Raw genomic sequence first — 13,711 nt, forward strand, 5'->3', positions numbered from 1 at the left:
GGCTACTCCTTCTCTGCGGCATGGGCCGCCTGAATCATCTTCACCAGGGCGTCATGCCCTTCAATGGTTTCGCCGCCAAAAGCCTCAAGCGGATTCATCTTGCCCTGACGCAGCAGGGTCACAGCCATGCCCGCGCGGGCAATGGTGCTGATTCCTTCGGTGCGCAGAGCAAGGCGCACTTCGTTGAGGCGGCCGGAGTCTTCCACCAGATCGGTGTAGAACGACTTGGCGTGGGCCGGGCCAACGCCGTCGGTCATGCCCTTGGCCATAACGAGGGCCCGCAGACCGGCGATATCGTCGGCAGCGCTGATGCCCTTGGGGCAGCGGCTGGCGCATTCCTGACAATGCACGCAGTTCCACAGGCCGCCCGCCACGGCGGGCTTGCCGTGCAACAGGGGATCCTTGGAGCGCGAATCGTTGGCCACGCGCCATGCGTGGGTGAAGACAAAGGGTTCCATGTAGTCGCTGCGGTCGGCGGTGAGTTTGTTGCACTCAGAGGCGCACGCGCCGCAGAGGATGCAGTCCCACTGCTTGATGATGCGGTCGAATTCCTTCTGGTTCTGGCGGCAGCCTTCCTTCATGGAGAATTCGGATTTTGCCACCATGCCCGGATGCACCTTGCGCAGGTTTTCCATGGCGGGTTCCCAGTCCACAACGAGGTCGGAAATAACCTTGAAGTTCGCCAGGGGCGAAATGTGGAAGGTATTTGAGCCGTAAGTTTGGGCGAGGTCGTCCATCTTGGTGTCGCAGGCCAGAACCGCATGCCCGTTGACGCGCACGGCACACGCTCCGCAGATGGCGCAGCGGCAGGAGGCCGTGAAGTTCAGCGTGGGATCCTGGGTCTGCTTGATGAACAACAGGGTGTTGAGCACGGTTTTGCCCGCCACGTCCGCCGGATCAAGTTTGTAGCTCTGCTCAAAACTGTTTTTGCCGTCAAAGCGGTCAATGATGATAGTGGGCATTAGTACTTCCGCTCCTCAGGCTTGAATTTGGTGATTTCCACTTCTTTCCAGCCCATGCGCATTTTGCCGCTGTCGTCCATGCTGACCATGCTGTGCTTGAGGAAGTTGGCATCGTCACGCTTGGGGAAGTCCTCGCGGGTGTGCGCGCCGCGCGATTCCTTGCGCTCGGAGGCGGCAAGGCAGGCGGCCTGGGCCAGTTGCAGCATGTTGCCCAGCTCCACATATTCGGTGAACACCGTATTGTAGACGGGGTTGGCGTTGGGGACGCGCAGGGCGTCGTAGCGCGAACGCAGGTCGGTCAGGGAACTGCTCAGGGAGTCGAGCTTGGTCTGGGTGCGGAAAATACCCATGTTGTCCCAGAGCTGCGCGCCCATTTCTTCGCGGATGGCATACATCTGCTTGGCATCGCCACCGTTGGTGGTGTTGCGGAAGCGATCCTGCCAGCGGGCGGTCAGATCGGTAAGGCGTTTGCCCGCGCCAAAATCAGCATGGCTGGCAAAGGCCGCCGCGCCGTTACCGGCGATTTTGCCCGTCACCACGGCATCGGCCAGCGAATTGCCGCCAAGGCGGTTTGCGCCGTGGATGGACACGCACGAAGCTTCACCAGCGGCAAACAGGCCGGGCACAACCGTGGCCATGTCGTCAAAGGTGTTCACGTCAATGCCGCCCATGGAGTAGTGGGCCGTGGGGCGGATGACCATGGGCTTGTCCACAAGGTCGATATTTTCAAAAAGCTTGCCCACGTGGCGAATCTGCGGCAGATCGTGCACGATCTTTTCCTTGCCGAGGTGCCTCAGGTCAAGCAGCACATAGGCTTCCAGCCCCTGGCCGTAGCCTCGGCCTTCGCGGATTTCCGTTTCGATGGCGCGAGCCACGATGTCGCGGGGTCCAAGTTCCATCTTGGCGGGGGCGTAGGTCTTCATGAAGCGTTCGCCCTTGTTGTTGAGCAGATAGCCGCCTTCGCCTCGCGCTGCTTCGGTAATCAGCACACCGCCGTGCACCACGCCCGTGGGGTGGAACTGCACCATTTCGGCATCCTTGAAGGGAATGCCCGCGCGCAGGGCAGCGGCAACGCCATCGCCTGTGGCAATGTAGGGGGTGGAGGTGCGGTTCCAGAAAATGCGGGTATAGCCGCCGGTGGCAAGCACCACGGCCTTGGCGCGCACAGGGGCGATTTCGCCGGTGCGGATATTGCGCAGCACGGCGCCTTCGCAGCGGCCATTGTCCACGGCCACGTCAAGCAGCTCGTGATCCATGAGGAACTTGACGCCGTGGCTCAGGGCATCGTCCAGGCAGGTGTGGGCAACGATGTGGCCGGTTTTGTCGGCGGAGTAGTTGCAGCGCACCTTGGAAGCGCCGCCAAAGGGACGGGCCTTGACCTTGCCTTCAGCCGTGCGCGAGAAGGGCATGCCCAGATAATCCAGTTCAAGGATGGCGGGGCCTGCCTGTTCGCAGAATTTGAGCGTGGATTCCTGGTCAACCAGATAGTCGCCGCCCTTCACGGTATCAAAGCAGTGCAGCTCGTAGGAGTCGCCCTTGCTGAAATCGGTGACGCCGTTGATGCCGCCTTCGGCCATACAGGTGGCGCTACGTGAGGGCATGCATTTGCTGACCACAACCACGTTGAGCTTGGGATTTTTTTGCAGGGCTGCCACGGCGGCACGCAGGCCAGCGCCACCCGATCCGATGATCAGGATGTCGCAGGTGGCCAGGGGGCCGACACCAGCGGCTGCGGCAAGAGCTTTTTCAATGCCGCTCATGTTCACCGTCAGCGCGCTGATGGTGATGCAGGCCGATTGCAGAAATTTTCTGCGGGTAAACTGCTGCGTCATAAGGGTTTCCTCAAAAGTAGGTGGATTTGCCGTTATTTCCATCTGTTGTGCAAGAAAGTACGTGGGCGGAAAGGGCGGCAAAAAGCTGATTGATTGAGCAAAGAATAAAGGTATGCTCTGTTGATAGTGAAAAATAACACACCAAATCGTTCCAGAGCAACGCGGATTCTTGATTTGTAAGTTTTGAAACTTTTGTAAGTAATGAAAACAGCCAGAACGGCGGGTGGCATGGGCGGGACAACGAACCCTGCAGCTCCGCCGGTTTTGAGAATAGTCAAAAAAAGGAGACTCTTTAGCTAAAGAGTCTCCTCATGGATTCATTCAAGGCTTACGGCAGCAGCTAAAAACCCTGCTCCAGCGGCGGCCATACCAGCCAGTCGCCATCGTGCGGCGCACGGGGGGTATTGCCGGGCTTGAGGTGCACCTGCCGCCCCTGAACGTCTATGCGCCCCTGAGCCAGCCACTGGATTGCCTGGGGATAGATGCGGTGCTCCATCACATGGATGCGGTTCATGAGGTCGTCTTCGCTTTCGCCAGCGTTGACAGGCACAACAGCCTGAATCAGCACCGGGCCGCTGTCCACCTTTTCTTCCACAAAATGCACGGTGCAGCCGGAAACCTTGACGCCGTAATTGACGGCATCGGCGCCGCCGTGCACGCCGGGAAAGCTGGGCAGCAGCGCCGGGTGGATGTTGATGACCCTTCCGGTAAATGCCTCAAGGAAAACAGGAGTCAGCAGCCGCATATAGCCCGCCAGCACCACAAGCTCCGCCCCGGCTCCGCGCAGGGCCTCAACCATGCGGGCGTCAAAGCTCTCGCGATCGGGGAAACTTTTGTGATCCAGCACAAGGCAGGGGATGCCCGCCTTTTCCGCACGGCTCACAACTCCCGCACCGGGGCGGTTGCAAACGATCAGGGCAATGTTCACGTCAAGCACGCCCTGGGCGGCCTTGTCGATCATGGCCTGAGCGTTTGTGCCGCTGCCGGAGGCCAGTATGGCGATTTTCAGGGGCATGTTTTATCTCGCAAAGTACGTTTTCAGGGCGTCCACCAGTGCCGGGATGGTGTAATCCATGGGCATGATGTTGCAGGTAAGACCACTTTTTTGCAGCGTTTCTGCCGTTACCGGCCCGATGGCGGCCAGCTTCACTTCCGGGTGCGTCTTGAGGATTGCAGCCGGGATAAGGGAGAGGAAGTTCTCCACCGTGGAGGAGGAGCCGAAGGTCACGCAGCTCAGGGTGCCGGCGTTAATGCGTTCGAGGACTTCATCCCTTTTGTGCGCGGCGGGTACGGTTTCGTAGGCGGAAATAACGTCCACCACTGCCCCTGCCTTGCGCAGTTCTTCGGGCAGCACTTCGCGGGCTTTGGCGGCGCGGGGCAGCAAAAAACGCATGCCAGCCACGTTGCCGTTTTCAAGGGCCATCAGGCCTTCAAGCACACCCTCGGCCATGTAGCGCTCGGGAATGAAATCAGGGGTGATGCCGCGTTCGGTCAGGGCATCGGCAGTGGCGGGGCCGATGGCGGCCACCTTGCAGTTGCCGAGCGCGCGGCTGTCCTTGCCCGCCTTTGCGAGCCGCAGCCAGAAGTGCTTTACGCCGTTGACCGAGGTAAAGATAACCCAGCCGTAGCTGGCAAGATTGTCCAGAGCCGCGTCAAGTTCCGCATAATCGGCAAGAGGGCTGATTTCAATGGTGGGGCACTGGATGACCTCGGCCCCCAGCGCCGTGAGGCTCTGGGCAAGCCCGCTGGCCTGCTCGCGCGCGCGGGTCACAACAATGCTGCGGCCAAAGAGCGGCTTTTTCTCAAACCAGCCAAGGGTGTCGCGCAGGCCGGCAACCTTGCCCACAAGAATGACCGAAGGATTGGTGAATTTGGCTTCTACCGCAGCCTGAGGCAGACGGGCCAGGGTATCCACAAGGCTGCGCTGATAGGGCGTTGTGCCGCGATAGATAAGCGCCGCCGGGGTGTGCGGATCCATGCCTGCTTCAAGCAGATTGCGGGCGATGTCGGGCAGATTTTTCATGCCCATTACAAAGACCAGAGTGGAGGCGCTGGCGGCAAGGGCCTTCCAGTTGTGCACGGAGCCAGGCTTGTCCGGATTTTCGTGCCCGGTGATGATGGTCACGGAAGACGCAAAATCCCTGTGGGTCACGGGAATGCCCGCATAGGCGGGAGCGGCGATGGTGCTGCTGATGCCGGGCACCTCTTCAAAGGGAATGCCAGCAGCCGCCAGTTCTTCGCCTTCTTCGCCGCCGCGACCGAAGATATAGGGGTCGCCGCCTTTCAGGCGGGCCACAACGTTGCCTTCCTTGGCCTTGCTGACCAGGAGGGCGTTGATCTGATCCTGCGGCAGAGCGTGGTTGCCCGCCACCTTGCCCACATAGATTTTTTCCGCATCGGGGCGGGCGTATGAAAGCAGGCTGTCGTTTGCCAGGGCGTCGTATACCACCACATCGGCGGCGGCCAGGGCGTCACGCCCCTTGATGGTCAGCAGGCCCGGATCGCCGGGTCCGGCTCCGATGAGAAATACCTTCATTATACGCCTCCCCTGGCGAGATCGAGCAGCGTACGCGCGCCAAAGGCCGTGGGCCCTACCGGAGCAAGGGGCGTGGCCTTGGCGGCCCAGTCTACCCCGGCAATGTCCAGATGGGCCCAGCGCACGCCCTCTTGAATAAAGTGTTGCAAAAAGAGCGCGGCGTTGATGGCCCCGCCTTCGCGCGGGCCCATGTGGCAAATATCGGCCACTTCGCTTTTGAGCGATTCAACATAGGGCTTCCACAGCGGCAGGGGCCAGTATTCTTCGCCGCAAGCGCCGCCCGCAGCGCGGATGCGCTCGGCAAGGTCGGCATCATCGCTGAACAGGCCCGCAAGCTGGGTTCCCAGCGCAACTGCGCAGGCCCCGGTGAGGGTGGCAATATCAATCACCGCAGCAGGAACCCATGTTTTCTGGGCATAGGCCAGCGCATCGCACAGGGCAAGGCGGCCTTCCGCATCGGTATTCTGGATTTCAACGGTGTCGCCATTGGCGGCGCGCACCACATCGCCGGGGCGCATGGCGCGGCCACCGGGCATGTTTTCGGCGCAGGCCAGCAAGCCCACCACGCGGCGGGGCGCGTCTTCCTGCGCCAGGGCCGCCACCGTGGCCAGCACTGTTGCGGCGCCGGTCATGTCGGCCTTCATCTGGTGCATGTTGGTGGCGGGCTTGAGGCTGATACCGCCCGTATCAAAGGTGATGCCCTTGCCCACCAGCACGAGGGGCTTGTCCTGTTCGTGCCCGGCGGGGGCGTGCTCCAGCACGATGAGGCGGGGCGGACGGCCCGAGCCCTGCCCCACGGCCATGAGGCAGCCCATGCCTTCCTTTTCCAGATCTGTTTCGTCCAGCACGGTGCAGGCAAAGCCTTTTTCGCGCGCCAGTTCCTGCGCCTTCTGGGCCAGCATTTCAGGGTAGAGCAAATTGGGAGGCGTGGTGGCAAGGTCGCGCGCAAGGCTCACGGCCCAGGCGGCGTTTTCGCCCCTGCGGGCGGCGGCGTGGGCGGCGTCCGGCACTTCCTGGCCGTCAAAGGCCACAGCCAGCCACTGCGGGTCGGCGGTTTCGTCCGCATCGGCCTTTTTAAGGGCTGTAAAGCGGTACAGGGCAAGCTGGGCGGCGCATACGCATTCTTCCACCAGCCGTTCACGGCCTCCGGGCAGTTTTGCCAGGGCGGGTTCTGGCAGCACTATGGACGTGTAGCCCTGCTTGCGGCACAGTTGCACTGCGGCGGCAATGGCCTTGCGGATGTCGGCGGTGGAGACCTTTTCCCTCGGGCCAAGGCCCACGGCCAGCACCCGGGGAACGGTAAGGTCGGGATGCCCGTGCAGAAGGGCCAGTTCGCCCGTCTTGCCCTTGAAGTCGCGCAGGGCAGGGGCTATGACCAGCCAGGGAGCAACCTTGTCCAGTTCAGGAATCTGCTCAAGCAGGGTTTCATCCTGGCAGACGGGGGCCAGCAGAACGTCCCCTTTCCATTGTTCCGGTCCGAGATTCTGAAAGCGTATATCCATAGAGCTGCGTCTCCTGAAAGAGCGTTGCGTACAGCCGCCAGCGCGGTGAAAGATGCGGCAGAAGGCCGCAGGGCGCTTGCGCCGTGTTCCAATTGGTGAATATACTTCGCCGCCGCGTTTTTGCCAAGGGCGGTCAGCCGCATGCGCGCGGAATTCCCGGCACGGCGGAGGATGCGGGCATATTCCTTGCAGCAATCGTCCTAAGCTGTAGCCAGTGTGCTGCAAAACTGGCTTTTCCTTGTTCCGCAGGGTGTTACACGCAGGCGGAGCGTTGTTTTTTTGTCACTCACAGGATCGCTTATGCTGCTTTATATACATGTTCCCTTTTGCTCCACGCGCTGCCGCTACTGCGCCTTTCATTCAAGCCCGCTGGGGCGCGGCGTTGATGCGGCCAGCTCCCCCGCCGTGCGCGACTATGTGGATACCCTGTTTCTGGAACTGGCCCACTGGGGCGACCAGCTTGGCGGCAGCGAAGTACAGTCTGTCTTTTTTGGCGGGGGGACGCCCAGCCTGCTTTCGCCGCGCATCATCGGCCTGACCATGGAGCGCATTAACAAGTATTTCAGGCTTGTGCCCAAGGCCGAGGTGACGCTTGAGGCCAATCCGGAATCCCTGCGCGGCGGGCACCGCGCGGCCCAGTATCTGGATGCGGGCATCAACCGTCTTTCCATCGGCGTACAGAGCATGGATGAAGGCATGCTGCGTCTGCTGGGCCGTCCGCACAAGGCGCAGGACAGTCTGCACGTGGCCTTTCTGGCGCGCGAGGCGGGCTGCGCCAACATCAACCTTGACCTCATGTGGGGCCTGCCGGGGCAGAGCGTGCGCCAGTGGCTGCAAACGCTCAAAGACGTTATCCGCATGACCCCTGACCATATTTCCGCCTACGGCCTCACGCTTGAGCCGGGAACCCCGCTGGAGCTTGATGTGGAAGAAGGTCGCCTGACCCTGCCGCCGGAGCGCGACCAGAACATCATGTTCATGGAAGGGGCAGCCATGCTTGAGCAGCACGGCTACCTGCACTATGAAATTTCCAATTTCGCCCGCATGGGGTTTCAGTGCCGCCACAACATGGGCTACTGGGAGGGGGAAGACTATCTTGGTCTTGGCCCTTCGGCCACGTCCACCATCAACAACCGCCGCTGGACAAATCCTTCAAGTCAGGCCGCCTGGAACGCTCGCACCCGCGAGGGCAAACTGGCCCAGACTGTGGAAGAACTTACGCCCGAAACACGCGTGCTCGAGCTTTTGATGCTGCGCCTGCGCACGGCGCGGGGCCTGCGCGTAAAGGAATACCGTGAGATGACCGGGCGCGACTTTGTGCGCGATCACCAGCGGCTGGTGCAGGCCCTGCACGAAAACGGGCTTATCCGCATCCGGCAGGGCTATATGCGGCTGACCCGCAGCGGCATGCTGGTTTCCAATTCCATTCTCAGCAATCTGTTTGCCCGCACCCGCGAGGTGCTCAAGCAGGCGGCGCTTTCCGGCGGGCTGAAACCCCAGGCCGTGGAATCTCCCGAAGGAACCGTGGCGCAAAGCGCGCTGCACGAAGACAACCCGGAAATCCGCCCGGTGCGCTGGCCCAGCGCCTGATCACCGGTCAGGAAAAGGGCCGCTGTGCAGGTTTGCGCAAGGCCGGTGTTTACGCGGGGCAAAAATGCCACTAGTATGCTGCAGCTGGTCTTGACGGTAGCCCCCCTCCGTCTGCTCGGCTGATGCGAATTGCCCGTGCATTGCGCGGCTATGGCTGATCCTTCCCCGCCGCCTGCGGTTACGCGCGGCGCGGGACCAACCGATTTGGGCCTGTTTACGCTATGGCTCCTTTGCCCCTGTCGGCGTCAGAAAGCCTTTTTATTTCAGTTGAGTACCTATGTGTACACTCCTTTCATAAAAACGCTTCCATCCCTGGCAGGGAACAAAACTCCACACAGCGTCAACAGTCCCTGAGCGTCAACAAGAATACGGAGAGAGGGTATGCGTCAAAAGGATTTTGTGGTTTTAGGCGTTTGTTTGGCGGCGTTCGGTTGGCTGGCTTTTGGGCCCGGGGCGCTGGAGGGCTTTATCAGCCTGACTGCCCAGTATCCTTTTGGCATGAGTTTTCTCAAATTTGCCATTCTGGCTACCCTCGGCGAATGCATCGCCCTGCGCATTACGACGGGCGTGTACAACAGGCCCGGGTTTGGCGTTTTGCCCAAGGCGATTATCTGGGGTTTGCTGGGCATAGGCATCAAGATTGCCTTTACCGTGTACGGCGCGGGCACGTTCAAGCTGCTCAACGAAATGGGTCTGCTTTCGGGCGCTCCCACGACCTTTGGCGCCAAGCTGCTCATGTCTTTTTCCATCAGCGTGCTCATCAACACATTGTTCGCTCCGGTGCTGATGATCACCCACAAGCTCACCGACCTGCACATTGCGGCCACCGGCGGCACGCTCAACAGCCTGTGCACCAAGCCTGACGTGGCGGCCCTGTTTCGCACCATAGACTGGAATTCCATGTGGAGCTTTGTGCTCAAGAAGACCATTCCTTTCTTCTGGATTCCCGCGCACACCATCACCTTTATGCTGCCCTCCCATTTTCAGGTGGTGTTTGCGGCGGCGTTGGGCATTGCCCTGGGCGTGATTCTGGCCTTTGCGGGCCTGCGCGCCAAGAAGGCGTAAACAGAAAAGAAAACTCTGCGGGGTGAGCTCCGCAAGAGCACAAGCATAATAAAAGACGGCCACTCTCTGAGAGTGGCCGTCTTTTATTATGGCGTGCGCCCGGGGGCGCGGCGGCACATCAGAAAAACAGGCCGCTCTGCCGGATGATCTCTTGCCCGTTGGGCAGCGAGGGCAGCAATGTTGCCGCCATGATGGCGTAATGCGTTGCCGTGGGCTTGAAGCCATATCGGGGCGTGACAAAGATAAACAGCATACACAGCGCGGCAACCACAAAAACAAGCACGTTGGCTTGATTCGAGCCCCAGGGCAAGTCGGTGGCATACAGCAGGGCATACATGCCCCACGCCGCCAGCATGGCGCAGACAAAAAGGATATTGAAGCCGGGGTGTGTGCGCCAGCTTTGCCTGTAGGCGGTCAACATATGCTATTTCCTTGCGCCCGAAGCGCCAATGCCAAGTCCCATGGAAAGGATGGCGGCTATGTTGCGCGCGGCCCTGCGCAGATTTTCATTGCCCTCGGTAAGGGCTTCGTCAATGGTGCAGGGGCGGTAGAGCACGCTTGAAACCGCGTCGATGCCGTGGGCAAAGACGGCGTCCACATCGGCCCGCAGCGAACCGCCGATGGCGATAACCGGCTTGTTGTGGCGCTTTGCCACGCGGGCAACGCCCACAGGGGTCTTGCCAAAGGCCGTCTGCCCGTCAATGCGGCCCTCGCCAGTAACAACGATATCGGCATCGCGCACATGCGCGTCCAGCCCAACGGCTTCGGTCACAATCTCGCTGCCGGGGCGCAGCCGCCCTTTCAAAAAGGCAAACATGGCCGCGCCCATGCCGCCAGCAGCGCCAGCGCCGGGCATGTCCGCCATGTCCACGCCAAGGTCGCGGCGCGCGATGGCCGCAAAATTCTGCAAATATCCGTCGAGCTGCTGCACCATCTCAGGCGTGGCCCCTTTCTGCGGGCCAAAAATGGCCGATGCGCCGCGTGGGCCGCACAAGGGGTTGTCCACATCGCAGGCCACATCAATGACGCAGTCGGTAAGGCGGGCGTCAAAGGCGGACATGTCTATGCACGCCAGCCTGCCAAGGCCCATCCCTGTTGGCTCGATTTCCTGTCCCTGACCGTCCAGCAGCCGCACTCCCAAAGCCTGAAGCATGCCAGCGCCGCCCTCGTTGGTGGCGCTGCCGCCAATGCCCAGAATAAATTTACGAGCGCCAGCATCCAGCGCAGAGCGGATAAGCTGGCCCGTGCCATAGCTGGTGGTCTTGAGGGGATTGCGCAAGTTGGGCGGCACAAGGGCCAGGCCGCTGGCTGCGGCCATTTCGATCACGGCGGTTTTGCCATCGCCGGTCAGGCCGTAAAAAGCTTCCACCGGGTCGCCCAGCGGGCCGCGTACCGTGGTGTCCACCCGACGGCCTGCCGTGGCTTCAACCATGGCTTCCACGGTGCCTTCGCCGCCGTCCGCCACAGGTACCTTGACGTAGACCGCATCGGGGAAAACCTCGCGAAAGCCGGATTCGATGGAAACAGCCACTTGCAGGGCAGACAGGCATTCCTTGTACGAGTCGGGCGCGATGACGATCTTCATTGCTGGTTCCTTGGTGGGGCTGGCGGTGGAAGACAGGATACGTTTTCCATAATAGCGCCGGGGCCTGTGAAATACCAGACCCCGGCGCAGCGGTTCTTACAGGAACATGGAGAGCAGCAGCGTGCCGAACAAACCAAGCACGGAGGCTATGGTAGTGCCAGCCGTATAGGTGGCGTACATGGAACCCATTGGGATGCCGAGGGATTCCTTGACGAACCAGAAGCCGGAGTCGGTCACGTGCGAAGCGCCGGTCGCGCCAGCGCCGATGACAATGGCCATGAGGGCCGGGTCAATGCCGGGGTTGCTGCTGAGCACGGGCAGGATAAGCCCGGCGGCGGTCATCATGGAAACAGTGGCGCTGCCCAGGGCAAAGCGCAGGGCAATGGCGATAATCCAGGCCAGGATCAGAGGGCTGATCTGGATGCTGGTGAGCACCTGCTTGAGCACAACGCCCACGCCGCTGTCAGTGATGATCTGGTTCAGCGCGCCAGCCGCGCCGATGACCAGCATGATGGAGGCCAGCGGGGCCATGCCCTGTTCGCTGAAGCGGCCCAGCTGATCCCAGTTGAAACCGCGCTTGAGACCAAACACGATGTAGGCCACCACTGCGGAAATGAACAGGGCGATCATGGGCGTGCCGATAAAGTTCACGTAGGGCATGTAGGCGGGCGGATTCTGCTTGTCGATGGTCAGTTCCACTACGGTCTTGGCGATCATGAGCAGCAGGGGCAGCAGCATGACGAGGAGCGAGCTGCCAAAGGGCGGCAGTTCAGATTCCTTGCGGGGTTCGGTATTGGCGTAAACGCCGGTCAGCGGCACGGCGGGCAGGCGCTTGGCAATGAACTTGCCGTAGATGGGGCCTGCAATGCTGGCGGCGGGCAGGCCCACCAGAAGGCCGAAAAAGATAACCTTGCCCACATCAGCCTTGAGCAGGTCGGTAACTGCCATGGCGGCAGGGTGCGGCGGCACGATGCAGTGCACCGTGGTCAGGGCCACCACAAGGGCCATACCCACCTGAATGAGCGGCAGCTTGGATTCCTTGACGATGGAGAACATGAGCGGCGTCAGCAGGATGATGCCCACCTGAAGAAAAACCGGGATGCCGCAGATGTAACCCACAACCATCATGGCCCAGTGCGCTTTTGACTGGCCGAGGATGTTGATGAGCGTCCGCGCCAGCCTTTCGGCAGCGCCGGAGACTTCCATCAGTTTGCCCAATATGGCCCCAAGGGCCAGAATGGGCGCAAGAAATCCCAGCGTTTTGCCAAGGCCACCTTCAAAGGCCATGACGATCTTGGCCAGTTCCATGTGGTGCGTCAGCGCCAGAAACAGGCTTGCAGCGGTCAGGGACACAAAGGCGTGTATTTTGAAGCAGATGCACAGCACAATGACTATGGCGATGGAAATGCAGAGCATGGTCATCGAATAGCCGATGCCGAACGATTGGACGGCAGTCATCTCAACCTCCGTGGTGTGGTTGCGACACGGCCCGGGCAGTGCCCGCGCCGGTAAAAGTTGGGGGAACGGTTGGCGCTCTTACTGTTTGTTCTCTTGTTTTACTCTGCTCGTCCTCCGGATGCGGTGCGCAGTTCACATCCTCTGCCGCAGATCAGGCCCGTTTGAAGTTGGGCGCGTATTCCGCAGCAAGGCGGATGGCTTCCACCATGCTCACGGCGCTGACCTTGCCTGTTCCGGCAATGTCAAAGGCTGTGCCGTGATCCACCGACGTGCGCAGAATGGGCATGCCCAGCGTAAGGGAGATGGTGCGCTCAAAGTCCACCATCTTGGTCGCTATGTGTCCCTGGTCGTGATAGAGCGAAAGCACGGCGTCCCACGCGCCCTTGAGGGCAAAGTGGAAGACCGAGTCCGCCGGGTTGGGACCATGCACGTTAAAGCCCTGACGGCGCGCTTCTGCTATGGCCGGAACCACCTCGGCGTCTTCCTCATTGCCAAAAAGCCCGTGTTCGCCGCAGTGAGGGTTGAGGCCAGCCACCACCATGCTCGGATTCTCCAGCCCCAGCAGCTTGAGGGCGCTGGTGCAGCGACCGATGTAGTCAAGCACGCGGTCTTTTTTGACGGCGCGGCAGGCATCGATCAGCGAGAGGTGACGGGTGAGGAAGAACACGCGCAGGCTGTGCACCTGAAACATGGTCAGCGGGTCCTTGGTGCCTGTGAGGTCGCCAAAGATTTCGGTGTGCCCGATGTAGGGCACGTGGGCTGCCTTGAGCGATTCCTTGTTGATGGGCGTGGTAGCAACGGCGGCGGTCTTGCCAGCCATTGTCAGCTCGATGGAGGCCTTGATGTATTCAAAGGCCGCCTGGCCGCACTGGGCCTGCACCTTGCCATAGGCAAAGGAGGCCAGATCCACGTTGTCCATGTTGATGATATTGGCAGCGCCCTCGCGCCAGCCATTGAGATCTGCATCCACCTCGTTGAAGTCGAGGTTCGCCTTCATGATAGCGGCGGCGCGGCGCATGATCTCGGTATTGCCCACCACCAGCACGTTGGCCATGTCGGTGACGGCAGCATCTGCCAGCGAGGCGGCCAGAATTTCCGGCCCAACGCCTGCGGGGTCGCCCATGGGGGCGCAAATCAGGGGTTTCATCTATATATTCCTTAGTTGGTTATGAACTTGCTTG

Annotated in this window: 11 protein-coding genes; 2 read left to right on the top strand and 9 right to left on the bottom strand. The window is 60.9% G+C overall.

The window, feature by feature from the left end; genetic code table 11:
- Positions 1-2 precede the first annotated feature (2 nt).
- From ACUZ79_RS01530 to ACUZ79_RS01550, 5 genes are all read right to left on the bottom strand, one after another.
- On the bottom strand, positions 3-962 hold the full coding sequence (locus ACUZ79_RS01530; protein WP_240823311.1) for a succinate dehydrogenase/fumarate reductase iron-sulfur subunit: 960 nt from the start codon (positions 960-962) through the stop codon (positions 3-5).
- On the bottom strand, positions 962-2,794 hold the full coding sequence (gene sdhA / locus ACUZ79_RS01535) for an 8-methylmenaquinol:fumarate reductase flavoprotein subunit (protein WP_449250491.1): 1,833 nt from the start codon (positions 2,792-2,794) through the stop codon (positions 962-964). The genes ACUZ79_RS01530 and sdhA overlap by 1 nt, the downstream gene beginning before the upstream one ends.
- A 340-nt stretch (positions 2,795-3,134) precedes the next feature.
- Complete coding sequence (purN, locus tag ACUZ79_RS01540; RefSeq protein ID WP_449250492.1) at positions 3,135-3,809, bottom strand: phosphoribosylglycinamide formyltransferase; 675 nt, start codon at positions 3,807-3,809, stop codon at positions 3,135-3,137.
- 3 nt (positions 3,810-3,812) lie between these two features.
- Entirely contained in the window at positions 3,813-5,330 is a 1,518-nt protein-coding gene (cobA, locus tag ACUZ79_RS01545) for a uroporphyrinogen-III C-methyltransferase (RefSeq protein WP_240823314.1), read from the bottom strand.
- Positions 5,330-6,832 (bottom strand): leucyl aminopeptidase, encoded by a 1,503-nt coding sequence (locus ACUZ79_RS01550; protein WP_449250493.1) that lies wholly within the window; start codon positions 6,830-6,832, stop codon positions 5,330-5,332. Before ACUZ79_RS01550 ends, cobA begins: the two co-directional genes overlap by 1 nt.
- Before the next feature lie 300 nt (positions 6,833-7,132).
- On the opposite strand from ACUZ79_RS01550, the gene hemW reads away from it, so the two are divergent.
- On the top strand, positions 7,133-8,422 hold the full coding sequence (gene hemW, locus ACUZ79_RS01555) for a radical SAM family heme chaperone HemW (protein WP_449250494.1): 1,290 nt from the start codon (positions 7,133-7,135) through the stop codon (positions 8,420-8,422).
- A 381-nt stretch (positions 8,423-8,803) separates the two neighbouring features.
- Complete coding sequence (locus ACUZ79_RS01560; RefSeq protein ID WP_449250495.1) at positions 8,804-9,487, top strand: hypothetical protein; 684 nt, start codon at positions 8,804-8,806, stop codon at positions 9,485-9,487.
- Between the two features lie 118 nt (positions 9,488-9,605).
- Here the strand turns inward: ACUZ79_RS01560 and ACUZ79_RS01565 are convergent, their stop codons facing one another.
- The 4 genes from ACUZ79_RS01565 to pdxA all read right to left on the bottom strand — a co-directional run bounded on the left by ACUZ79_RS01565 (position 9,606) and on the right by pdxA (position 13,677).
- A complete protein-coding gene (locus tag ACUZ79_RS01565) occupies positions 9,606-9,908 on the bottom strand; it encodes a hypothetical protein (RefSeq protein ID WP_240823318.1) in 303 nt (100 codons plus the stop codon).
- Positions 9,909-9,911: 3 nt separating this feature from the next.
- Complete coding sequence (locus tag ACUZ79_RS01570; protein WP_449250496.1) at positions 9,912-11,072, bottom strand: glycerate kinase; 1,161 nt, start codon at positions 11,070-11,072, stop codon at positions 9,912-9,914.
- A gap of 96 nt (positions 11,073-11,168) precedes the next feature.
- Complete coding sequence (locus ACUZ79_RS01575; protein WP_449250497.1) at positions 11,169-12,530, bottom strand: GntT/GntP/DsdX family permease; 1,362 nt, start codon at positions 12,528-12,530, stop codon at positions 11,169-11,171.
- A 151-nt stretch (positions 12,531-12,681) separates the two neighbouring features.
- Entirely contained in the window at positions 12,682-13,677 is a 996-nt protein-coding gene (pdxA, locus tag ACUZ79_RS01580) for a 4-hydroxythreonine-4-phosphate dehydrogenase PdxA (protein ID WP_240823321.1), read from the bottom strand.
- Positions 13,678-13,711: the final 34 nt, after the last annotated feature.

This window comes from Desulfovibrio faecalis (assembly GCF_053570625.1).

Bases quoted from the DNA above. Each gene is read 5' to 3' on its own strand.
- ACUZ79_RS01530 (WP_240823311.1), bottom strand. From the start codon at position 962: ATGCCCACTATCATCATTGACCGCTTTGACGGCAAAAACAGTTTTGAG.
- sdhA (WP_449250491.1), bottom strand. From the start codon at position 2,794: ATGACGCAGCAGTTTACCCGCAGAAAATTTCTGCAATCGGCCTGCATC.
- purN (WP_449250492.1), bottom strand. From the start codon at position 3,809: ATGCCCCTGAAAATCGCCATACTGGCCTCCGGCAGCGGCACAAACGCT.
- cobA (WP_240823314.1), bottom strand. From the start codon at position 5,330: ATGAAGGTATTTCTCATCGGAGCCGGACCCGGCGATCCGGGCCTGCTG.
- ACUZ79_RS01550 (WP_449250493.1), bottom strand. From the start codon at position 6,832: ATGGATATACGCTTTCAGAATCTCGGACCGGAACAATGGAAAGGGGAC.
- hemW (WP_449250494.1), top strand. From the start codon at position 7,133: ATGCTGCTTTATATACATGTTCCCTTTTGCTCCACGCGCTGCCGCTAC.
- ACUZ79_RS01560 (WP_449250495.1), top strand. From the start codon at position 8,804: ATGCGTCAAAAGGATTTTGTGGTTTTAGGCGTTTGTTTGGCGGCGTTC.
- ACUZ79_RS01565 (WP_240823318.1), bottom strand. From the start codon at position 9,908: ATGTTGACCGCCTACAGGCAAAGCTGGCGCACACACCCCGGCTTCAAT.
- ACUZ79_RS01570 (WP_449250496.1), bottom strand. From the start codon at position 11,072: ATGAAGATCGTCATCGCGCCCGACTCGTACAAGGAATGCCTGTCTGCC.
- ACUZ79_RS01575 (WP_449250497.1), bottom strand. From the start codon at position 12,530: ATGACTGCCGTCCAATCGTTCGGCATCGGCTATTCGATGACCATGCTC.
- pdxA (WP_240823321.1), bottom strand. From the start codon at position 13,677: ATGAAACCCCTGATTTGCGCCCCCATGGGCGACCCCGCAGGCGTTGGG.